This window comes from Clostridium subterminale (genome assembly GCF_039521425.1).
Classification (GTDB): Bacteria; Bacillota; Clostridia; order Clostridiales; family Clostridiaceae; genus Clostridium_J; species Clostridium_J subterminale.
Map to the genome: position 1 here is coordinate 93,875 of NZ_BAAACI010000007.1, position 23,630 is coordinate 117,504.

At 29.6% G+C, this 23,630-nt stretch carries 15 protein-coding genes, 1 riboswitch and 1 other annotated feature; of the genes, 3 read left to right on the top strand and 12 right to left on the bottom strand.

Annotated features, from left to right (window positions below):
- Positions 1 to 57: 57 nt before the first annotated feature.
- Entirely contained in the window at positions 58 to 2,700 is a 2,643-nt protein-coding gene (locus tag ABDZ93_RS14160) for a valine--tRNA ligase (protein ID WP_343827089.1), read from the bottom strand.
- Between the two features lie 198 nt (positions 2,701 to 2,898).
- Positions 2,899 to 3,115, bottom strand: a binding site (T-box leader).
- 165 nt (positions 3,116 to 3,280) lie between these two features.
- Here ABDZ93_RS14160 and ABDZ93_RS14165 point away from each other — a divergent pair.
- A complete protein-coding gene (locus tag ABDZ93_RS14165) occupies positions 3,281 to 3,640 on the top strand; it encodes a tetratricopeptide repeat protein (RefSeq protein WP_343827091.1) in 360 nt (119 codons plus the stop codon).
- A gap of 103 nt (positions 3,641 to 3,743) precedes the next feature.
- On the opposite strand, the gene ABDZ93_RS14170 is transcribed toward ABDZ93_RS14165, so the two are convergent.
- From ABDZ93_RS14170 to ABDZ93_RS14180, 3 genes are read right to left on the bottom strand one after another with little or no spacing between them, the layout of a single operon-like run.
- Complete coding sequence (locus ABDZ93_RS14170; protein ID WP_343827092.1) at positions 3,744 to 4,931, bottom strand: transglutaminase-like domain-containing protein; 1,188 nt, start codon at positions 4,929 to 4,931, stop codon at positions 3,744 to 3,746.
- Positions 4,932 to 4,972: 41 nt separating this feature from the next.
- Positions 4,973 to 5,836: a recombination regulator RecX gene (recX, locus tag ABDZ93_RS14175; protein WP_343827094.1), complete on the bottom strand. Its 864-nt coding sequence runs from the start codon at positions 5,834 to 5,836 to the stop codon at positions 4,973 to 4,975.
- A 38-nt stretch (positions 5,837 to 5,874) separates the two neighbouring features.
- Complete coding sequence (locus tag ABDZ93_RS14180) at positions 5,875 to 7,122, bottom strand: M16 family metallopeptidase (RefSeq protein WP_343827096.1); 1,248 nt, start codon at positions 7,120 to 7,122, stop codon at positions 5,875 to 5,877.
- Between the two features lie 249 nt (positions 7,123 to 7,371).
- Here ABDZ93_RS14180 and ABDZ93_RS14185 point away from each other — a divergent pair, with 249 nt between their 5' ends.
- Together ABDZ93_RS14185 and ABDZ93_RS14190 are read left to right on the top strand one after the other, a co-directional pair.
- Positions 7,372 to 8,940 carry a DEAD/DEAH box helicase gene (locus ABDZ93_RS14185; RefSeq protein ID WP_343827098.1) on the top strand — a complete coding sequence of 523 codons (1,569 nt, stop codon included), beginning with the start codon at positions 7,372 to 7,374 and terminating at the stop codon, positions 8,938 to 8,940.
- 135 nt (positions 8,941 to 9,075) lie between these two features.
- Positions 9,076 to 10,527 (top strand): WG repeat-containing protein, encoded by a 1,452-nt coding sequence (locus ABDZ93_RS14190; RefSeq protein WP_343827099.1) that lies wholly within the window; start codon positions 9,076 to 9,078, stop codon positions 10,525 to 10,527.
- A 92-nt stretch (positions 10,528 to 10,619) separates the two neighbouring features.
- Here ABDZ93_RS14190 and dhaS read toward each other — a convergent pair whose 3' ends face one another.
- From dhaS to ABDZ93_RS14230, 8 genes are all read right to left on the bottom strand, one after another.
- Positions 10,620 to 11,186, bottom strand: coding sequence for a dihydroxyacetone kinase transcriptional activator DhaS (dhaS, locus tag ABDZ93_RS14195; RefSeq protein WP_343827100.1), 567 nt, complete (start codon positions 11,184 to 11,186; stop codon positions 10,620 to 10,622).
- Positions 11,187 to 11,436: 250 nt separating this feature from the next.
- Positions 11,437 to 12,015, bottom strand: coding sequence for a TasA family protein (locus ABDZ93_RS14200; RefSeq protein ID WP_343827101.1), 579 nt, complete (start codon positions 12,013 to 12,015; stop codon positions 11,437 to 11,439).
- Positions 12,016 to 12,046: 31 nt separating this feature from the next.
- Positions 12,047 to 12,131, bottom strand: a riboswitch (cyclic di-GMP riboswitch).
- Positions 12,132 to 12,181: 50 nt separating this feature from the next.
- Positions 12,182 to 12,754: a signal peptidase I gene (locus tag ABDZ93_RS14205; protein WP_343827102.1), complete on the bottom strand. Its 573-nt coding sequence runs from the start codon at positions 12,752 to 12,754 to the stop codon at positions 12,182 to 12,184.
- A gap of 301 nt (positions 12,755 to 13,055) precedes the next feature.
- On the bottom strand, positions 13,056 to 13,817 hold the full coding sequence (locus tag ABDZ93_RS14210; protein ID WP_343827103.1) for an ATP-binding protein: 762 nt from the start codon (positions 13,815 to 13,817) through the stop codon (positions 13,056 to 13,058).
- Positions 13,818 to 14,011: 194 nt separating this feature from the next.
- Complete coding sequence (locus ABDZ93_RS14215) at positions 14,012 to 15,181, bottom strand: TraB/GumN family protein (RefSeq protein ID WP_343827104.1); 1,170 nt, start codon at positions 15,179 to 15,181, stop codon at positions 14,012 to 14,014.
- Between the two features lie 436 nt (positions 15,182 to 15,617).
- Positions 15,618 to 16,808 carry a pentapeptide repeat-containing protein gene (locus ABDZ93_RS14220; RefSeq protein WP_343827105.1) on the bottom strand — a complete coding sequence of 397 codons (1,191 nt, stop codon included), beginning with the start codon at positions 16,806 to 16,808 and terminating at the stop codon, positions 15,618 to 15,620.
- Between the two features lie 383 nt (positions 16,809 to 17,191).
- Complete coding sequence (locus tag ABDZ93_RS14225; protein ID WP_343827106.1) at positions 17,192 to 18,346, bottom strand: YibE/F family protein; 1,155 nt, start codon at positions 18,344 to 18,346, stop codon at positions 17,192 to 17,194.
- A 245-nt stretch (positions 18,347 to 18,591) separates the two neighbouring features.
- A complete protein-coding gene (locus ABDZ93_RS14230) occupies positions 18,592 to 23,589 on the bottom strand; it encodes a CehA/McbA family metallohydrolase (protein ID WP_343827107.1) in 4,998 nt (1,665 codons plus the stop codon).
- Positions 23,590 to 23,630 lie beyond the last annotated feature (41 nt).

A 23,630-nucleotide genomic window follows, 5' to 3' on the forward strand; every position in this document is an offset into this window, starting at 1 on the left:
CTTTAATAATTAATCAATAATAAAGCTAATTTTTTAGATAGAATTTTTAAGTATTCATTATTGTAACTTTTCTATACTCTCTAATACTGAATTATACATTTCTCTGTACTTTTCACCCTTAGCCTTTTCCTCTTCTACAACCTCAGCTGGAGCTTTAGAAATGAATCTTTCATTAGCAAGTTTTTTCTCAACTCTTTCTATTTCTCCTTGTAGTTTAGCTTTTTCTTTGTTTAATCTTTCAAGTTCTTTCTCTACATCTACTAACTCCAAAAGTGGCATATAAATCTCTGCTCCTTTAGAAACTACTGAAACTATATTTTCTGGTGCTTCTTCTTTAGAGTTTAAGATTATGACTTCACTAGCAGATGCTAATTTTTCAAAGTAAACTTTTCCTTCCTTGAAAGCTTCCGCTGCTTCAGTGGCATATATATATGTTTTTGCCTTTCTTGAAGGTGGTACATTCATTTCTGTTCTGGCATTTCTTGTATTCCTTATGGCATCTATAATATAGTTCATATACTCTTCTGCTTTTAAATTCTCTAAATCATCTTCAAATTCTGGCCATTTAGCAATTGTTATAGATTCACTTTCTTTAGTTAGGTGAGTATAAATCTCTTCTGTGATATATGGCATTACTGGGTGAAGTAATTTTAATCCTGAAACTAAAACCTTATTTAGAACATTTAAAGCTACTCCCTTAACTTCTTCATTATCACTATATAATGAAGGTTTAGCAATTTCTATATACCAATCACAGAATTCAGTCCACATAAAGTCATGAACTTTTTGGAGTGCAATTCCAATTTCATATTTTTCTATATTCTCTGTAACCTCTTTAATAATATTATTAAGTCTTGATAATATCCATCTATCGGCTACAGAATAGTTTTTACAATCTTTATATTTCTCTATAAGAGCTTCATCATTGTACATCATAACAAACCTTGATGCATTCCAAATCTTATTGGCAAAATTTCTAGCTGCCTCAACTCTTGATTCATAAAATCTTATATCACTTCCTGGAGCATTACCAGTAACAAGGGAAAATCTTAGAGCATCTGCTCCGTAGTTTTCTATAACCTCTAGTGGATCAACTCCATTATCTAGAGACTTAGACATCTTTCTACCTTGATCATCTCTAACCATTCCATGGAAAAATACTGTTTTAAATGGTACTTCATCCATGTTATATAAACCTGAGAATATCATTCTTGCAACCCAGAAGAATATTATATCTCCACCAGTAACTAATGTACTTGTAGGATAAAAATATTTTAAATCCTCTGTGTTTCCAGGCCAACCTAAAGTTGAGAATGGCCATAGAGCTGAACTAAACCAAGTATCTAAAACGTCCTTATCCTGCTCTAGCTTTGTAGAGTTACACTTACTACAATGATTTGGTGCCTCTGTCTGAACTATTATCTCTCCACAATCTTTACAGTACCAAACTGGGATTCTATGTCCCCACCATAATTGTCTTGAAATACACCAATCTTGAATATTTTCCATCCAGTTATAATAGATTTTTTCAAATCTTTCTGGAATGAATTTTATATCTTTTTCTTTTACGGTTTTAATTGCTGGTGCTGCAAGAGTATCCATTTTTACATACCATTGCTTAGATAGCATTGGCTCAATAGTACATCCACATCTATCATGAGTTCCTACGTTATGACTGTGATCTTTAATCTTAACTAAGTGTCCTTGCTCTTCTAAATCTTTTACTATAAGCTTTCTAGCTTCATACCTTTCAAGACCTGAATACTTTCCATAACCTTCAGATATAGTTCCGTTTTCTTCTAAAATCACAACTTCTTCTAAGTTATGTCTCTTACCTACTTGATAATCATTTGGATCATGAGCTGGAGTTATCTTAACACAACCTGTTCCAAATTCCATATCTACATAGTCATCGGCAACAACTTCAATCTCTCTCTCTACTAATGGTAACCTAAGTTTCTTACCAACTAAGTGGGCATATCTTTCATCCTTAGGATTAACTGCTACTGCAGTATCTCCAAGTAAAGTTTCTGGTCTTGTTGTAGCAATTTCAACTACTTCATCACTACCTATTACAGGGTAATTGATGTGCCAGAAATGTCCTCCTTGCTCTTCATATTCAATCTCCGCATCTGAAATAGCAGTCATGCATTTAGGACACCAGTTTGTAATTCTATTTCCTTGATATATAAGACCATCTTTGTATAATTTAACAAAAACTTCTCTAACAGCCTTACTTAAATTTTCATCCATAGTAAAAGCTTCTCTTGTAAAATCAGCAGAACAACCCATTTTTTTAAGCTGAGTTTTTATTCTATCTCTATATTCATCTGTCCATTCCCAAACTTTTTCTAAAAATGCTTCTCTACCAATTTCCTTCTTCTTAATTCCTTTTGCAAGTAAAGCTTTTTCCACTCTTACTTCTGTAGCTATACTTGCATGGTCCTCTCCTGGAAGCCATAATGCGCTATATCCTTGCATTCTCTTAGTTCTTATAAGTATATCTTGAAGAGTATTATCTAAAGCATGACCAAGGTGTAGTTGTCCTGTAATATTCGGTGGTGGCATTATTACTGTGTATGGCTTTTTATTTTTATCTACTTCTGGAGTAAAAAATCCACTCTCTTCCCACCACTTATAAAGTCTTTCCTCAAACTCTTTAGGATCATAATTCTTTGCTATATTGTTGTTTTCATCCATTGTTATTACCTGCCCTTCCATGATTTTATTTTTACTTTTAATTTCTTGTTACAATAATTTCAGTGCAAAATGGCTATAATATCCAAAAATTTCAGCTAAACTACTACACTGAATTTAACCTCTAATTTATTTACATCTTTAATACTACGCTAAATTAATAGATTAATATCAAATTAATAAAAAAAAAGCGCTATCACCCCAAAGGACGACAGCGCGCGTTACCACCTTTATTTCTCAAAATTACTTTTAAGACTCTCTTAATTTTAACGATGAGGAACCACCGTCTCTAGCTACTTAATTTCGCCAAAGCAACTCCGAAGCTACCTTCAAAATACTTCCTATAGAAAACCTTTCAGCCATGGATTTTCCTCTCTTAATAATTCATATTTTTACTCCTCTTCATCACAGTCAATTTATTATATATTATATATGTTTCTCTTTTATAATATTATATACAATATCAATCTTTTGTCAATACAAACTTTAAAATATAATTTTCATAAATTTATACGTGTTTATAGTATATTTTAGAATAAAGTGGAAAATATTAAGATAAAGTACTAATTAGGAGGTCTTTTCCTTGAATTATTTTGCACAAGGTAATGATTTATATAAACTTAAGGACTATAAAAATGCTATTGATATGTATAAAAAATCTGCAGAGTTAAAGGAATATGAAGCACCTTCATTTTATAATTCTGCTGTATGTTTTATTAAACTAAAAAACTATAAGGCTGCAATACCTCTTATTCATAAAGCGTTGAATCTACGAAAGGAAAGTAAATATTATTTCAACCTTGCCTATTGCCATGTAATGATGGACGAAAATAAAAAAGCCCTAAATTATTTTAATACTGCCTGGTCTATAGATAATACGGATATGGAATGTGAAAAGGCCATAAGCCTCATACTAGCTAAATATAAAAAAACAAGCCTATAAGCTTGTTTTTTATATTTTAGCCATCCTTTTAACTTCATAATACAATCTGTAACTAATTCTAATATAAATGCTTAGTTGAAGCTTGACTATTTAAATAAAGTCTTTAATTCCATTCTCCTGCAATTTTTCTACCTCTATGCTCTGAATTAAAAGTATCATTATCAAAGTAATTCCCTGCATTGTAAAAAGTTGCATCCACATTTACCCATTTATCTCTATCCTTTATATAAACTTCATTCCATGAGTGACTAACCCAAGACGTTCCATTATAACCTTCTCCTACAATTAGTCTAACTGGTATATCATTTGCTCTACACATTGCAACATATAAACATGCATAGTCAAAGCATACACCTTTTCCTGTTTTAAAAGTATTTATTGCTCCTGAATTAGTCCCTGTAGGCATTGGATTATTCATAACTTCTTTAGCCTTATCATCATCATAGATTATAGCATTACCTATCCATTCATACAAAGCTCTTGCTTTATCATAATCATTATCATATTTTTTAGTTATACTTAAAGCGGTATTATCTATAACCTCATTAGATTTAATTCCCTCATCTAGAGTTACTCCATTATAAAAAACTATTCCCTGAAGATATCCATTTACATTATCAACCACATTATTTTTCTCATCCACTACTTTAAATGAGTTATCTAATATATTGGGAAAACTTTTAGCTATCTCAGAAGCCGTAACAGGCTCTACAATCTTTTCATTAATATAACTATATATGTTAGATGAATTTAACTTACTATCTAATTTTGCATTTTTTAAAAAAATTGATGCATAACTAAGTAGTGCAGCTAATATTATCACATAACATATAGCCTTAGGAATTTGAAATATTCCTCCTAATAAAGCTCTAGTACCTCTCCCTGCATTTCTAATACTAGCATCAATAGCATCTGAAGCTGGATATAAAACAATCCTGCATATAAATTCTATAAAGGCTTTAAATATCTGATAAATCAATAAGAATGTAATTAATAATATTATTACATTAAATAGCTTAGATTTAGTAATAAGATAAGCAAAGGATGAAGAAATCTTAGATGATATATATTCGACTAATCCATATTTATCTAATGTAAACACATCTTTTACTACCACCGTAGTTAATATTATTGAACATACCATTGCTATGGAAGTTAAAACTCCCTTGATGGTAACCACCATGCTTTTACTTTTCAATTTAAATATAAAACCCATTAATACAGGATATATAAATGCTATAACTAATACTAATGAAACAATATTTATATTATATTCCTCTAAAAATTCCATCCTATCCCTCCTTTTCTATCCTGTTATTTTTCTTCTAGGCTTTAATTATAGAAATCTTCACCTTTAATAATCTTGTTCAAAGCAGTTTTGATATCGCTGTAATTATAACCCTTTCTTAAAAGAAAATCCTGTAACTTTTTCTTTATTTTAATCACATCTTCTTCTGATTTGCTAAGACGCTCATATCTTTTCTCTGCAACACTTAGAAGTTCATCCCATTGATTTTCCTTAACTTGTTCATAACTATACTCTGTAAATTCTTCTATATTCTTCTCTTCCCTGATTTCTAATTTATTTACTACTGACTTTATAGTATCAAAATTATATCCCTTAGATATTAAAAAAGTATTAAGTTTACTTTTAATTTTGTTTATATTACCTTCATTTTTACATAGCACCTTAAGTTTTTTTTCCGCTAACTTTAAAGCCACTGCTTCTTCATCCTCAGAAGAAATTTTACTTAGTATGCTATTTATTATATCCTCAGATATGCCCTTTTTTATAAGTTTATATTTAATGTTACCTTTACCTTCAATTCTAATATTTTGTGTTACAAAAGCTTTGGCATAATATTCATCATCAATAAATTTATATTCCTTTAAAAATTCTATAACTCTATCTATGACATTGTCCTCATACTCTTTCTTTTGTAAAAATTCTCTCACTTGAAACTCACTCTTTAGAGCTCTCTCAATATACTTTAAAGTCTTTGTCTTTGCTGTAAGGTAATTATCTTCAACTATAACTTTCTTTAGCTCTTCAACATTTATTTCCTTTCCCTTAGCTAAATTATGATAATATACCAATTCACTGCTACATCCAAAGGCAAATTCATTATTTATAAATATATTTACTCTGTTATCCTTTTTCTTTTGAGCCTCAATCTTCGTAATTACTTTACTCACTGTTCTTCCTTCCCATCATCTATAGAAATTATAACTCCTTACTCCTTATCACTTAGAAGCACATGAATAGTAGGCTTATTTAATACTTTTTTAGCCACTTCATATAAGTCTTGAGCTACTATATCATTTAAATTCTCCATATCTTCATTAAATTGATATAAATTCTCATCTTCCATAGCCTGATGTACTACATAATTTCCTAAATCGGATGAGTCCTCTAAAGTAGAAGCTATAGCTGTCTTAAACACCTTTTTCATTAAATTTATAGTATTAGCATCAAATACAATTATTTCCTCTTTAATCTTTTCTATACACTGATTTATAGTTTTTATAGATGCATCTACATCCTCTGGAGCTACTGCTGCATAAATATATAAAGTATTCAAGTTATTTGTTAAATCAAGACTCGTATATATATCATAGGCAAGTCCCCTGTCTTCCCTAAGTTCTCTAAATAATATAGAGTTAGAGCTCTCTCCAAACTTATGATTTAATATTCTTAAAGCTAATTCTTCTCTCTTAGATAGATCATTAAAAGTATATAAATATATTATTGTACTTTGCTCCATATTATCTCTATACGTAATCTTAAATTTTTCTTTATTTTTCTCAAAATCTAAAGCAGGTTTATCTACTTCTTTCCTTTGCCATTCCTTAAAATATTTCTTAACCAAATCTATTACATATTCATGGTCATAAGAAGACACCACTGTTATCACTGTATTATTAGGAACATATTGATTATCGTAATATCTAATTAAATCTTCCCTGTTAATTGACTTTACAATAGCTTCTTTTCCTATTACATCAATCTTTAATGGGCTATGAGTAAAAGCCATATCATTGATTTTTTGGAAAGATAAATCTTCTACATCATCCTTACCACTTCTTAACTCTGCTAGTATTACACCTCTTTCCTTCTCAATATGTTCTTCTAAAAAAGTAGGATATTGAAGTAAATCACTAATTAATTCTAAACTTTCATCTAATTCTTCGTTTAAAGTAGTTGTATTAAAAACAGTGGACATATAATCTGTGTAAGCATTATACTCTCCACCCAAATTTTCCAAATCACTATTTAATTTTTCATTATCTCTATTAACAGTTCCTTTAAAAAGCATATGCTCTATAAAATGGGATATACCTCTCTCTTGATTTCCTTCACAAGTTGCTCCAACCTTGACCCCTATATTTAAAGAAGCTATTTGAGTTTCTTTTTTTATAGTAATTAATCTAAGTCCATTTTCCAAATATGTTTCTATTGTATCAAATAAAAATTTTTTCATATATTCTCCTTACTTTAAAATCTATATATATAATTATACCTATAATTCTAATTATATCTACACATAATATAATATATGATTTTCTATAAATGTAGTAGAGTTTTATATTTCCACCTGTACAATTTTTCTCGTATTTCAATATACCCAGTGATAAATACCCAGTGATAAAATTTCAGTTTACAATTGCTATTATAAGTATACTATGTTACTATTAGATGTATTTAAAGAAAAAAGAGAAGAGGAATATGAATGATAAAAACTAAATTTGAAGAACTTGGACTTAAGGATTCCATATTAAAGTCTATAAATGACTTAAACTTTGAAAATCCTAGCGATATACAAGAAAAAAGCATTCCTGTAAGTTTACAAGGTTACGATATAATAGGTCAAGCGCAAACAGGAACTGGTAAAACCCTTGCCTTTGGAGCACCTATTCTTAGCAATATGGGTCCTAAGGGTGGAGCTATCCAAACCTTAATATTGGCTCCAACAAGAGAATTAGCTATTCAGGTTAGCGAAGAACTTTTGAAATTATGTAAGTATGAAAAATATAAGATTCTAGCAATTTACGGTGGTCAATCCTTTGACAGACAACTTGCTGCTCTTAAAAGAGGAGTAGATATTGTAGTTGGAACCCCTGGTAGAATATTAGATCATATTAACAGAAGAACATTAAAACTTCAAAATGTTAAATTCCTAGTTTTAGACGAAGCTGATGAAATGTTAAACATGGGATTTATAGAGGATATAGAAAGTATCCTATCTAACTTAAATGAAGAAAGACAAACGCTTTTATTCTCTGCTACAATGCCAAGACCAATAAAAAACCTATCCAAAAATTATATGAAACCCGATACTCAACATATTGTAATAGCTAAAAAATCTATGACTGTATCTAAAATACAACAATCATACTTTTTAGTTAACTCATCTAATAAATTTGATTCACTTTGTAGAATTTTAGACGTAGATAATCCAACTACAACAATAATGTTCTGTAAAACTAAAAAAGGTGTAGATGAGCTAGTTGATTCTTTACATAGTAAAGGCTATAGTGTTGAAGGTATGCATGGAGATATGAAACAAAGCCAAAGAATGAATACATTAGCTAAATTTAAAAACGGACAATTGCATTTCCTTGTAGCTACTGATGTTGCAGCTCGTGGAATCGATGTTGAAGATGTTACTCATGTTATTAACTATGACTTGCCACAAGATATAGAGTCTTATGTGCATAGAATAGGAAGAACTGGTAGAGCTAATAAAGAAGGTATTGCTTATAGCTTTGCTTCAAGAAAAGAAGTTTCTTTTATAAGACAAATAGAAAATCATACTAAAAGTAAGATAGTAAAAAAAGACATTCCTACTTTAGCTGATATATTCTCTGCTAAGTCTGGAAGCTTAATAGAAAATATTGGAAATGTATTGCAAGAAGACTCATACAACACCTTCTTACCTATGGCTAAGGAACTAATAAATGAGTATGGTGCTGAAGACGTTACTGCTTCTTTACTTAAACTAATGTTTGATAAAGAATTAAATTGTAACTACGCTGAAGAATCTGTAGAAGTAGATGATACAACAAGATTATTCTTATCTATTGGTAAACTTGATAAAGCTAGAGCTAAAGATGTTATTGAATTTTTAGATAACACTGCTGGTGTTAAAGGTAAGGAAATTGGAAGAATTGATATCCTTGATAAATTCTCCTTCGTTGATGTACCTAGCAATCTTGTAAATATAATATTAGAAAATTCTAAAGGAAAAATGTTTGGTAAGAGAAAAGTAAACATTGAAATATCTAATAAAAGAAAATAAGCTTACATCTAATATATAACTAAAATGCGGTATTCCACTTAATACTGCATTTTTTATTTTTTTGTTTGAAATCTGGTATACCTCCTAGTGATATAATGTTAAAATATAGTAAATAGTATTTTAAAAGGAGGATATATGAAGATTCTAAATAAAATTTTTTTAATATTATTACTAATTTCTTGTGTTCTTCTAAGTGGTTGTAATGACAATGCTAAATATGAAGATGCTTGCCCCTTCAATGAAGGCCTAGCTGCTGTTAAACTTAGAGATCTCTGGGGATTTATTGATACAGAAGAAAATCTAGTTATAACCCCAGACTATGACGAAGCATATGCATTTTATAATAATATAGCGCTAGTAAAAAAAGATGGTCTTTGGGGTGCCATTGATAAAAAAAATAATGTGATAATTCCATTTGAATACGAAGAAGCTAATCTTGCATCCGATACTCTTATTTCCGTTAAAAAGAAAAACAAATATGGTTGTATAGATTTAAAAAACAATATAGTAGTTGACTTCATCTCTGATTCTCCAATCTCACTATATAAATACAATAATGAAAATATAGCCACAATAACAAAAGATAATCTCCACGGTTTTATAGATTTAGATACTAATTTGAAAGTAGAACCTAAGTATAGTAGTGTAATGCCTATATTCAATAATAATTCTATGGTTTATCTTGAAAGCAATGGAAAGTTTGGTTTTGTAAATCTGGATAGTAAAACTATAATAGAACCTAAATATCCTTGTCACTTAAACTTTAATGATGATATGTCTCCTGTATATATAGATGGAAAGCTTGGTTATATAAATATTGAAGATGAACTAGTAATTGATCCTATTTATGAAAATGCTGACCCATTTTACAATGGACTAGCTGTAGTGCGTCTTAATGGTAAAGCTGGATGTATAGACAAGAGTGGTAATGTCATTGTTCCTTTTATATATGATTATATAAATTCTTTTTTTGAAAATGATATATCCATAGTTTCCTTAAATAATAAAGTTGCTCTTATAAATAATAAAGGAGAATTACTCTTCGAGCCTAAGTTTCAACAAATTGAATTAAACTCTGAAAATGATATGTTTGCTGCCACCTATGAAGATGAAGATGGAAACTATAAAAAAGTATTTATAAATAAACAGGGTGAAATTATACTTAGTACAGATTATACAGAAATTTATCCACTTTTCTACGGCTTTTCTTCAATTTATAAGTCAAGCAAGTGTGGTATTTTAGCTTCTAGCGGCATGGAGATAGTTCCTCCTATTTATGATGAAGTCCTTCCTATGGATTCATTAGGAAATAATTTCCAAGTATGTCTAGGTGGTGAATGGGGAATTATCGATAAAAATCAAAAGGAAATCTTAAAATGTGAATATGATACTATTGACTCTTATCCCGAAAATATGTTTATAGTAACTAAAGATAATAAATATGGGCTTTTTAACAAATCCTCTAACAAATTTACAGATACCATATATGATGAAATTAAATTTTCTTATGAGGATAATGCTCCTATAGCTGTGAAATTAGATAATCAGTGGTTTTATATTGATAAGAATGGTAATAAACTAAAGTAACTTTTAAATCATAGCTATATGTAATATTTTATAATTATACTAATGCTTTAAAGAATATATAAGTTTTAAAGGATGCATGATGGATATAGTTATTATGCATCCTTTTCATATCTCTCTAGTGCTCTCATAAAGTTACCTTCTACTAATTCACTTAACTTTTCAATAATCGTGTGAGAATCTTCCTTCATTCCACCATTCATCCATTGAATTACCAAGCCTGTAAAAGCTAAAGTATAAAAATTTGCAATAAACTTCTTATTATCTTCTGTAGCCTTCATATTTTTGGAAACTTCATTAACTACTCCAATAATTAAATCATAAGTAACTGTGTAAAGATATAAATCTAGATGATTTTTTCCTAAGGAATTTAAAGTATTCATACAAAATCTTCTATTGCTTTCTATATAGTTGAAAATCTTTTGAAATCCATCAGTCCAGGTGCTATAACTTCTATATTGTGATATACTTTCCACCGCTTCTGTTTCATAAATCCACTCTAATAAATTGTATATATCTTGAAAATGATAATAAAATGTTTGTCTATTTAGTCCACAGTTATCAACTATATCTTTAACATATATTTTATTTAAAGATGTAGAATTCATTAATTCCTTTAAAGATTTAGCTAATGCTTTCTTGGTTATTATTGAATTTGACATAGGTATCTCTTTCCTCCCTATGGATTTTTTCATCGTTATATTTACTATACATTATATTATCATTTTATTCCATTAATTTTATATTACCACTTTTTAAAGTTTGTAAATATTTCTACAATAATAAAGAGCTATCTTAAAATTAGTTCAACATTATATGAAGTTGATCAATTTAAGATAGCTCTATGATTTATAATATTATATGCTATAATTAAGTCACAATAATATTATAAATATTTTCTTTTATTATATTTTACTGCTCTATTACTTGATGTGCTCCAACTTTTACAAATTCTTGAGCATCAGTATTAATAAGTTTTTCCATCCAATCATTACCTGCATTTGTAGGAACAGTAACTCTAACTGTCATTTTAATAAAATCTCTAACTTCCATTCCATTTTCATATACTCTATTAGGAACATTTGGATCTATTTGTGCATGACCATGTTGAGAAGTGAAGTTTACCATCTCAAGTTTTAACCCATCAACTAATTTAGGATTAAATTCCACTGTTGTATCTGCTTTTAAAGTTCCATAATTAGCAACTATTATGTCTCTTTCGAAAGTATCTCCTGGCTTAACATTTTCAAAGCTTAATGTCTTTCCACCATCTTTGTCAACTACTTCTGTAACTTTCGATGTAGCCCTCCAACTATCGGCATTAGCATCTGTAGCCCAATATGCTTTTACATCTAATTTACCCATTGTAATGTTTACTTCATTTTTTAATGAATCACTATCAGTAAAATAAGCATAAGTACCATATCCTCCTACCCCTGTCGTAATTGCCGCTGCCATTAATAATGACACAATTTTAATTTTAGTTTTCAATTTAAATTCCTCCCATAAAATATAATATTTATTATATAATGGTGTGGATTCACTATTAACTCCATATTCACTAAGTGACCATATACAGTGAATACTTCTTCGCTCCCTTTATAAACCTTTTGAAAATATAAAATTAAATTTTAAATAATATTAATAATGAAGTTGACTATTCAATACTTTTTTTCTTTATTCTAAGCAACTTAACTTCTTTAAATATTTCCTTTATAATATAGTACATAATTATTATCCAAGCCAAAGCTAAAAATTGAATACTTTGTATTTTACTTATTATAAATCCACATCTAGGTATTTTGAAACAATACCTAGATATTATCTGGCTAGCACTTACCTGTTTCTCATCATTGGCTTTATTATCATCCCCCTTAGTAGTAAAGGTAGTTCCATCTTCAGCATTTTCAACTATTCTATGTGTTACTAACATGTTTCCTACTTTAAATGTAATAACATCCCCAACTTTAAGTTTAGATGTATCTTTTATCTTAGCCCCAATTATTAAATCCTGTGAGTAAAACTCTGGATTCATACTTTCTGATAATACATTTAAATAAGTATATCCAAGTATACTTGGTACATATTCCTTATCGACTCTTATTTTTAAGCTTTGAATTACAATCGTAAACAATAATATAATTAGTGCACAACACAATGTTTTTTTTGTATACTTAAATATTTTTTTTAAAATGTCCTTATTATGTTGTTTTCTTTTTTCTTTTTTCATTATTTTTAATTTCCTTTCTCACATAAAATAATTTCAATAAACTATTAAATATGAATACTTTAACTGGAATAGGTAAACTACTTACTCTATTTATTCAAAAGAACCCATTCAAGAATAACATTTATAGATTTACAAATAATGTATTCACATATTTATATTACCTTTTTATGTTATTATTGTCAACATATCCCTAGTATTATAATATTTAAAAAAATAAAAAGTTACCTCTCCACAAAAGTTTCAAGGTAACTCCTTCACGTATCTAATAATATTTAAAACATATAAGTTATGAATCTATTACTTACTTTATAATATTACCATTACTTGTAATAGTAATCTCAGTATAAGGTACAATTACCTCTGAAGCAAGCATTGCTTTTTTAACTGCTGAAACTATTCCTGAGCAGCATGGTACTTCCATTCTAACTACAGTTATACTCTTTATATTGTTCTTCTTAAGTATTTCAGTTAATTTATTCTTATAATGTTCATTGTCATCAAGTTTTGGACATCCTATTACTGTTATTTTATCTTTCATAAAGTCTCTATGAAAATTTCCATAAGCATAAGCTGTACAATCTGCTGCTACTAATAAGTTAGCATTATTTAGATATGGTGCACTAGTATTTATTAAATTCAATTGCACTGGCCATTGCATAAGTTCAGAGTTATTTTCAGTAGTACTCTCTCTTTTCTTAGGCATAGTTTCCATAGCAATTATTGGTTTTCTCTCAATGGTTTTAGCCATGGTTCCAGGACATCCACATGGAAGTTTTTCTTCTTTATTTATGTGATTATCTTTAATTTCTTTAGGTTTATTATCCAATTCTAAAATTCTTGCCTTTACTGCATCATCATCATACTCATCTGCTTCTCTTTCTATAATCTCTATAGCTGCTGTAGGACAATTAGGTAAACAATCACCTAATCCATCACAATATATATCACTAACAAGCTTTGCCTTTCCATTCACTAGTTCTATAGCTTTTTCATGACAAGCATTAACACATAATCCGCAACCATTACACTTTTCCTCATGGATCTTAATTATCTTTCTCTTCATAACAAATCCTCCAAACCTATTATTTAATCTTAATTAGCATATTTCCCAAAATAATTATTATTTTATTACACTTACCTTTTATTTACTTTCAACAACACATTTAAAATAAACTATTTTTACTATAGCTTAATTATAACTATATTTCCATAATAGGTCTGTAACTTTTGTTACATATTTGAGATTTTTATTAAAAATTATTTATACCAAAAACAAATTACGTATTGATAGTTATCTACTGTACTCCCATTTGTAAGTTCGAATAAATTATCTACAAGTGAATTTTCCAGTCCTTTTTTATAAGGTGAATTTTTGCCATTCAACTTAAATAAAGTGAACTTTTCTAACTTTAGCTTTTCTATATCCTTCTTTGGAATTACTATTTCACTAGATGATATAGGCATAGATAATACTTTAAGGTTTCCCTTCTCCTCTATAAATTTGGCTAATGTAATTGTTTCTTCTCCATTAGACTTTATATTTTCTCTGAAAATATGTGCGGTACCAAATTGTCCATAGTATTTCCCCTTAGGATTTTCATTATATATCCTTATAAAATTATCATAGATTAAATCATCTCTATATTCACTTTGATTTTTCATAAATTTTATAGTATTCATCATACTATCTAGATTGTTTTTAAATTTATTAAAGTTATCTCCAAAGAAAGCTTTGTATACATCTGCATTATTGTTTATATCCTTATTTAAATTTACTAGTATTGTGACTATGGCTTCATCGTCTTCTACATTGTTACTAAGTATATTTTTAAAATCATTTATTTTCTTTTTTATTCCCTCACCTGGTTCTTTGTTAGGAATCAAGCTAAGCATTTCGTTTAAAGTATAATTAACTTGAAAATCTATATCAATACCGAAAGCTTGTATTTTTTTATCGCTAGGTAAAGTTTTATTATAATTATATAGCTCTTGCCAGAATTTATAGTAATCATCACCACCATAGCTAGGAGCAGCATTTCTTACTACTTCTATTGCCTCTTTAAGCATCTGCTCATCACCATTTTGTATATATTGATTTAATTTGCTAACTATACTATACTGTAATTCACATATTAAATACCTAACACCTTCTTTTTGATTTAAATATTTTAACATTTCAATACTTATCTTTTCATTTCCTAACATTCCATGATATTCACCAGTAAAAAATATATCATATTCACTACTATCATCGATTAACTTAAAGGTATTACTTATCCCTTCTTCAGTAAAATCTGCTGTCTTATAGTTATCTGCTAAATACTTATCTACTGGTTTAACTTTATAAAAATTTGAATAAGCATAATACCCTAGTATAATAACTACAATCATAACCATAATAATACTACTACATTTTTTCCCCTTCATTTTTAATCCCCCACTTATGGAAATAATAAATTGATTTTATTATTTTCATACTACTAATTTTTTTCTTTTTATTTGTTTTGCTTTACAATAATTAGACAAGTACTAATTTTTTATGAAACAATTATCATTTACACATTATTTAAAATAAATATAATATATACTTTTTCATTAACTAAATTTAATTTTATTATAAGTTACTCATTTCTAAAAGTATACATAATGTGCATGAAAAGGAAAAATCTATACATGAAATTACATATATAATTCAATCTTCTCACGATTGTTTACCATAATTTTACTAATATAGTTAATTATTTGAAATTTGTCAATCTAATAAAACCAATTGTTAAACAACCTTAAATAAAAATAGCTGTATAAAAGCAACTCATAAACACTTATAAAATATTGAGCTTACTTTAAAACAGCCATTTTTAATTTATCTTACTAATTTCCTTGTTAAGGTACCTATTCCAACCCCCATCATGATTACTCCTACTATCATCTCCGTATTTGCTACTATAAAAGACGCTGGTATTGGCGTTTCATTATCAGATCCTAGTCCTGTAAATACCTCAACACTTATATTTATACATTGATTTGCTTGACTAAGAAATTCATTAAAACTTTTTGGTAACCCTATACCCCACCAATAGCTAATTATTTCTTTTTCTGAAGAATATCCAAGAATAATATACATAACTGCAAAAATTAATATTAAAACTAAAGAGCTTATTAATGGATATAATATTCTTTCTCCATATCCACAGGTAAACCAATAAATATAGGATGCTATTTTAGGTAATACCTTCTTTAAACTTTTTCTCTGCATATTCTTACAGAGATAATAGTATTCTCCAAAGTTGTTTTTAAGATTATTTTCATTGAATTTATTTGCAATAGTTTCATATACAGTATATATTCCTTCATACTCATCTTTAGTCCTTTTTTTAGGCTCAATTTTATCAAAGAAGGTTTTAGGATCTAACATACTTTTTGTCTTATCATTAAACTCTAAGTCCTCAATATAGGTTGATATTACTTTCCCGCCAGATAAATTCACATCCATTAAATTAATCATTTTCATATAAGAATTTATAATTATAGCATTGGACATGTCTGTAAGCTCAAAGGATGTATTTTTAAGTTCACATCCATCAATAATTAAATAAGTAATATTAGAATTTAAAAACTTACAATATAAATTACATCTTTCAAAGATACATGATAAGTTATCCTTCTTATTCAAAGATGGTACATTATTAATTTCTTCTAAAATCATAGTACAATTTTCAAAAATTACTCCTCCCCCTCCAAAGTCACATTCTATAAATTTACATGCTATAAAGGTGCAATTCTTAAATTTTATATTATAAAATTTACATTTTATAAATTCTGTACATACAATATTCTTATCAGCAATCTCTAAAAAATCTCCCTCGTTTTCAGTTTTAGAATTATTTATAGTTCTATCTTCAATAGTTCTAAAACTATACTTTCCATCTGGCTCAATACTAATTTGGCTTTTATCATTTTTTATTTGGCTAAATAACTTCTTGTTATTTTCTATTCTTTTCTGTAGTTCTTCTTTTCCTTTAAACACTTCTTCCTTAAAGTTTATATAAGGCATAAAAGTCTCCTCCTTTTAAAATCTGCTATTTTGTACACCGACACTACTTAGTATGATATCTTTATAAAAATTTACTCCCATCTTTGTATATTCATTTTTATATTTCATCATTCTGATTCTCACAAGAGACAATAAAAAAACTGTATCAGCCCTAATTATATGAGTTTGATTCTTCTACTCTTATAATTACAAGATTGAAACAGTTTATTTCAAATTCTACTTCTTCATAGTTTTAAGTTCTTTCTTAGGCATCTGAAAATAAATAATAAGTAAAAGATGTGAAGTATATTTTGAGTTAAACAAGGAAACAGGTTCTGCAGATAGTAGCACTATCTAAGGATTCTGTTAACGCAGTATAACACAAAATAGACGAGCATTCTGACTTACTTATTTTTTGAAGATGCCTTACATAGATATGCTGCTATTACTGCCGTTGCTGGTACCGTTAGAATTATTCCAATAGTTCCTGCAAGCCCCTGAATCAGTTCAGTACCAAGTATATCTAAATTCAGTAATCTATTAGCTGACATATTTGAAGAGTATAGTAAAATAAGTACATTTATAGACCCTCCCGCAAAAGCTAGAATTAAAGTATTAGACATAGTTCCTATTATATCTCTACCAATATTCATGCCACTTTTAAATAATGCTTTTATACTCATCACCTTATCTATGGAACTTATTTCAAATATGGATGAGGATATTGACATAGCTACATCCATTACTGCGCCCAATGCAGATACAAGAATCCCTGCAAACAATATACCATTTATTTTAAGATTAGTAGTTTCCGCTATATACATTATACTTTCAGCCTCTGACATGTTTATTCCTGAAAGATTTGTGGTTTCCCCAAATATGTAAGCAAGTACCCCTGCTATTAAAACTCCTATTAAAGTTCCTATAATAGCTGACAATGTTTTCTTATTTGTTCCTGATACTAGCACTAAGGTAATCGATGTACTTATTATAGCTATTATTATAGCTGATATTATAGGACTTACACCTCTTAGCATTAAAGGGACCATCAAAAATATTACGCATATCATTGTAAATAGTAATGCTATTATAGATTTTAAGCCCTTAAATCCTCCAACCAATAATATTACTAATAAAAATAAAATAACCATAATAGATAAAGAAGTGCTTCTCTTAAAGCTAGATATAGCCACATCATTAAGCTTATTATCCATAAAATACATGGCAACTATTACCTTGTCACCTTTTTTAACTACAGTATTATATAGTCTACTTACATTATTAGTTATTTCATATTGATTTTCCACATAAGGACCATCTAATATTTTTACTGATACCTGTTGATATCCTAGTTCTATTTCTTCTATATATTTATCATCCTGCAAATTTTCTTTAATTACATTTACTATTTCTGCTTCATAATATTCTACTCCAACACTTAGCTTGTCCAACAAAAATCCATTATTAAATATTAATTTAGATGAAAAAACAATTAATATTCCTAATATAAGGGTTACTGTTATTGTTATAATATCCTTCTTGTATTTATTTATATTCATTAAAAACCCTCTTCTCACCTATTTTTATTGTAAGGGGCTGTTTCAAACTTGCTTTGAGTCAGCCCCTAAGGCATCTGAAAATAAATAATAAGGCAAAGATGGGAAGTATATTTTGAGTTAGACAAGGAAACAGGTTCCGCAGATAGTAGCATTATCTAAGGGTTCTGTTGACGCAGTATAACACAAAATATACGAGCATTCTGACTTATCTATTTTTTGAAGATGCCTAAATTCAATGTCTATTTTTATTTTTTACTCTGCTCTGTATTCTCACCTTTGTTTTTTCTCTTAAATAATAGAGTTACTCCTCCTCCAATTACTAAAACAGCTATAACTATTAGTACTATTGAAGAGCTATCTCCTCCTGTTTTAGGTAATTTAGAAGTATTACTTCCTGAACTGCTTGGTTTGCTTGGCTTGTTAGGTTTACTTGGATTTTCTGGTTTTTCGTTATTATTTTCACCTGGTTTTTCTTCATCTACTACAGTTATTTTTCTTGTCATAGTAGTAGTATTTCCATCACTATCGGTTATGCTGTAAGTTAAAACATACTCTCCAGCCTTACTTATATCCACTGAACCTTTTATTACTATTTTTGAAGTTATATCTCCATCCTCTTTATCAGTAGCAGTTACTCCTGACTTTGGATCAAAACTCTCTCCAACCTTTATTGTTATATCCTCGGCTCCATTAATTACTGCCTTTTCATTGGTTCCTTCACTTGGAATTAACACAATTTCTCCAGTATTTCTAACTCTAAGTCTTGCTCCTTCAGGATCCATTGAACCAAGTCCAATAGCAGATACTGTATCTCCAACTTTAATATTCTTATCCCATGTACCCTTTGTAGCTTCATCTTTTCCATCCCATATATATCCTTCTACATATATCCTTGACTCTCCAGTGCCATCGTTAATATATAGATTAGATTTATCCATTCTAACTACCTTACCTTGCACCTGAATAAGCTTACCACCATTCTCAGTTAGTATACTATTTCCAGTAGAAAGCTTTACCGGTAATATATCCACGGGATTTTCATCGAGAATTTGAATTTGAGCATCCTCATCCTTAACTTGAATTTCAAATTCACCTTGATATGCATCTACTGTACCTGTAACTCTAATTTTTTGTCCAACCCTTAATGGAGTTTTAGATACACCAAATATACAGATACCTCCTGTTTCATCTTCTATATACACTACTTCAAAGAAGGAATTTTTAGGAGTTACTGCCTCTGATTGAGAAGTTACTATGCCTTCTATAGTAAACTCTTCTCCTAATAAATCAGGTACATTGTCCTTATTTGCATCTATTCTAACATCTTCAATATTTACTTTTTCAGCTACCTTCTCTGGCATCATCCAACCCATTATATTTTTTACTATTTTAATATTTGAGTAAGAAGTTGCATTTTGCCCATCTGTTTCAAAATCTGAGAAGAATGTATTACCAGCTACTACTACCTTACCACCATTACTTAACTCTTCTGCACCAATAACTGATACCTTACCTTGTTCCACTGGTACGTTATCTTTATCATTATCCGCATCGCTAGTAGTTGTAGTTTCATAACCCTTTACTAAGAAGTCTACCTTATCTCCCTTAGCTCCATCTGCAAGCACAACAGAAGCTCCACTATAGAAGCTATATTGATCTTTTCCATCTTCAATACCTGATACTAAATTGTATAATGGTGAACTGTACTTATTAAAGTATAGTCTATAAGGTTGACCTCCATTAGTAGTATTATCAATAACTTGGTCATCATTTATTCTAAGTTCTGTTCCTATAGCTTCAAGTAATGGATTAAGCTGCTTATCATTGCTATACTCTCCTTCTCCATCCTTATAATCAGCAATAGTAGTTACTATTATATTTCCTCCAGCCTTTACATAATCTGCAATAGCCTTTATTTCACTTGGCTCTAACTTACTCTTAGTTAAGTTATATTCAGACTTGTCTATACTTTGAGGATTTGTAAGAATAAATAAATCTATTCCCTTAAGAGTATCTGCAGTTATTAGCTCCTTGTTTAAAGAAAGTATAGTATTCCTATCCTGTAGTAAATTCTTAAGAGCTGTGTATTTTCCTGCATAATTTCCACTTACATATTGATTTACGTGAGCACCATCTATCATAACTTTATAAGTATTTTCTGGATTTTTAGCCTTTACCTTTACACTATTAGTAAATACTTTTTCACTACCTTCATGATTTATAGTAGCTTTAGCATAAATTGTATATTCACCTTGTTTAGTAGGTGTCCAATCTAATTGAACATTTTCAGTTTTAGCCCCTTCCACTAAAGGAATAATTTTTTCACCTATTTTATTTTCTGTTTTAATTTCATTTACAAAGAACTCCACCTTAGCATCTTTTAAAGCCGTAGCTTCATTATTGTAAACTCCTACAGAAACTTGAACCTTTTCATTAGGTAAAGTTATCTCATTATCTACAGTAACTGCAGTCAATCCAAAATTACTACTATTTCCAACCCAAACTGGAGCTGTAACAGCTATATCTTCATCTCCTTGAACTATTTTTAAATAATAGTAAGTGTATTCTGGAGAAAGTTCAAATTGCCAATCTACATTTTTAGAATTAAAATCTTTAGAAGTAACCTCAACTCCACCATTAGAAATAACTGATACCTTCTTTATAACATCATCATCAGCTATATTAACTTTAAAGTTAAGTTTATCTACTTCACCTAAAGAACTTCCCATGATACTACCATTTACTGTATAATCAATGGTCATATTCTCATCTTCTGAAGCATATACATTTAAATTTCTCATGGAATCATATAAAGCTTCTCTAGAGTTATCTGTAGATATAATTACTGTTCTAGCAGTATTAGCTGTGTACCATTTTCCCTTATGATTGTCTTGGTTATTGGTTGGTGCTACGTGCCATCCCTTATCAAGAGCTCTTGTATAATATTCATAGCTTGGGAAATAACCCGAACCTCTTATTGGCCCCTCACCATTACCAACTTCCACTAGGTTTACAACCTTATCAGCTCCTGCACTATAATAACCAAAGTCTGCAAAATCTCCAAAGGTTTTTCCTGGATGATTTAATTGTGAAATTGACTGTGGTTGTGTTTGCAATGTATTGTAATAGTTTTGTAAATCCATCGCCTTATTGGATCTGGTTTCAAATCCTGGTGTATTAAACGTGTTCATATGACCCCAACCACCTGTAGAACCTGACCAAGTCATTTCATAACCATATATAGCTGTGAAATCATCTTCTTTATCATATTTATCTGCTGTAACATGAGCATTTGCCCAAGCTTTACTTGCTGACCCATCTGCCAAAGTAGCTGCCGTATCATTATCAAACCAGTTTGAGTGGTCTGTTACTGCATAATAGTCAGCTCCATGATTCTTAGCCCAAGTATAAGCTTCATCTAAAGATCCTGTTCCATCTGAAATATTAGTATGAGAGTGAAGTTGTCCAAAATAATGAGTTAGTTTACCTTTTTTAAAGGACCACTCTTTAGTTGAAGAATTTCCCAAAGTATCCTTAGCTTCAACTTTAACTATATGACTTCCATCTGCTAAATCACTAGCTGGTTTATATAATATAGCGGTTGCAGTTATTGTAGCCTTAGAAGTTACCTCTTCACCATCAAAGAACATTTTAATGGATTTCTTATTTACTCCTGTCCTATCTTTTATTGAAGCTTTTATTTCAGGTCTTGCTACATCTCCAATACTTGTACCATTATCTGGTACTAAGTCATATATTTCTGGCCCAACTATATCTGCATTGGTTACTTCTACAAGAAATACACCCTCTTGTGGAAGTCTTGTAGTATTAGTTCCATCCTCTGCTACAAGATAATATTCCATACCTTTTAAGTTTAGCTCTTCTTTAGGTATTAATCCCGTGTAATTGCCTTGTTCATCTTTAATCATGTTTATAGCTTTGAAGATTTCTTCTCCCTTAGCTCTATAATTTAACATTGCACTTTTAACTTCTTTATTATCTTCAATAGAGGCTGATATTTGTAACGCTTCATCTATCGATGCCTTAACCACTGGTTCATGCTTTATAATAGGCCCTTCAGTATCAGGAGCTTCTACCTTTGTAAAGGTACAAGATGAACCATATATTTGTACAGTTGTGTTGTATTTCCCCATAGTTCCTTTAACATTAACTAAGTCACCAGTAACTACATTTATATTAGAGGGTACATAGTATATGTCTAACTTATCTTCTCCTTGAGTTAAAGTCTTAGCTGTAACATCTATAACTGCATTAGTTATTTCCACATATTTTGAGTCATAATTTCCTGTTAATAACTCTTTTATAGTATGAATTTCTGAAGCTGGCATACCACTATTCGATATAACCTTAATATCACTAGCTTGAAGTTGAGATAATCCTCTAAATGTATCTCTCTTCCCCTTAACTTCCACTAAAGCTCCATTAACTGCAGCACTTAAGTCTATCTTAGTAGAGTTATTCGATATTGCAATTGCACCTGTAGCATCTTGAATATGAAGTGTTTGATTTCTATCATTAAAGGAAACCACTCCTCTAACTAAAGCTTCAGTCCCATTACTTAAAGCTCTAGCTGCTGCTATAGTAATGACCTCTGAGGTTGGTGGATCTACTGGAGGTTTCTCTGGGTCTGTAGTCCCTCCTCCATCACAAGTAATTTTAATATCATCTATGGCTAAGTTACCTGATGTCTTGTTGAAAGTAAATCTTACTGCTGTAACTTCCTTTTCTAAAGAAACTGAAAAAGTGCTTTCACTAGTTACTGTAATATCTGGTCCTTTTATCTCTTTCCAAGCATCATTAACTTTAACTTCTAATTTAAAAGTTGAAGTTATAGGACCATTAGCAGCCTGCCCCCTATACCAAAAACTTAAAGTTCCTGGTGAATTTAAATTGAATACTGGTGTTTCTAAGGTTTCAGTACTACTTCCACTCAATCTTCCAAATCCTAATGAAGGTTTTTCTTTACCATAATTTCCACTTGTATCATATCCATCTAATACAGTGGCTTCTTCCCCATTCCTTGTAATTATCCAGCCTGTTCCTTCTGGCTTCACATTTTTTCTAGCCCCTGTAAAACCTTCTGATAGGAGTATTGTTGTATCTACATTATTATTAATAGCTTTTTCCAATGCATAAACATTTATACTCGGCATCACGATATAAGTTACTAAGAATAATAATGCACTAATTAGGCTTAAAAGTTTATTATTTTTCTTTCCCAATTAATTGTCCCCCTTTATAATATTTTAAGATAATTATACCA

What these genes read in the sequence shown, in the direction of transcription:
- ABDZ93_RS14190 (WP_343827099.1), top strand. Translation starts at nt 9,076, where the DNA reads ATGAAGATTCTAAATAAAATTTTTTTAATATTATTACTAATTTCTTGT.
- ABDZ93_RS14205 (WP_343827102.1), bottom strand. Translation starts at nt 12,754, where the DNA reads ATGAAAAAAGAAAAAAGAAAACAACATAATAAGGACATTTTAAAAAAA.
- ABDZ93_RS14220 (WP_343827105.1), bottom strand. Translation starts at nt 16,808, where the DNA reads ATGCCTTATATAAACTTTAAGGAAGAAGTGTTTAAAGGAAAAGAAGAA.
- ABDZ93_RS14225 (WP_343827106.1), bottom strand. Translation starts at nt 18,346, where the DNA reads ATGAATATAAATAAATACAAGAAGGATATTATAACAATAACAGTAACC.
- ABDZ93_RS14160 (WP_343827089.1), bottom strand. Translation starts at nt 2,700, where the DNA reads ATGGATGAAAACAACAATATAGCAAAGAATTATGATCCTAAAGAGTTT.
- ABDZ93_RS14180 (WP_343827096.1), bottom strand. Translation starts at nt 7,122, where the DNA reads ATGAAAAAATTTTTATTTGATACAATAGAAACATATTTGGAAAATGGA.
- dhaS (WP_343827100.1), bottom strand. Translation starts at nt 11,186, where the DNA reads ATGTCAAATTCAATAATAACCAAGAAAGCATTAGCTAAATCTTTAAAG.
- ABDZ93_RS14170 (WP_343827092.1), bottom strand. Translation starts at nt 4,931, where the DNA reads ATGGAATTTTTAGAGGAATATAATATAAATATTGTTTCATTAGTATTA.
- ABDZ93_RS14210 (WP_343827103.1), bottom strand. Translation starts at nt 13,817, where the DNA reads ATGAAGAGAAAGATAATTAAGATCCATGAGGAAAAGTGTAATGGTTGC.
- ABDZ93_RS14215 (WP_343827104.1), bottom strand. Translation starts at nt 15,181, where the DNA reads ATGAAGGGGAAAAAATGTAGTAGTATTATTATGGTTATGATTGTAGTT.
- ABDZ93_RS14185 (WP_343827098.1), top strand. Translation starts at nt 7,372, where the DNA reads ATGATAAAAACTAAATTTGAAGAACTTGGACTTAAGGATTCCATATTA.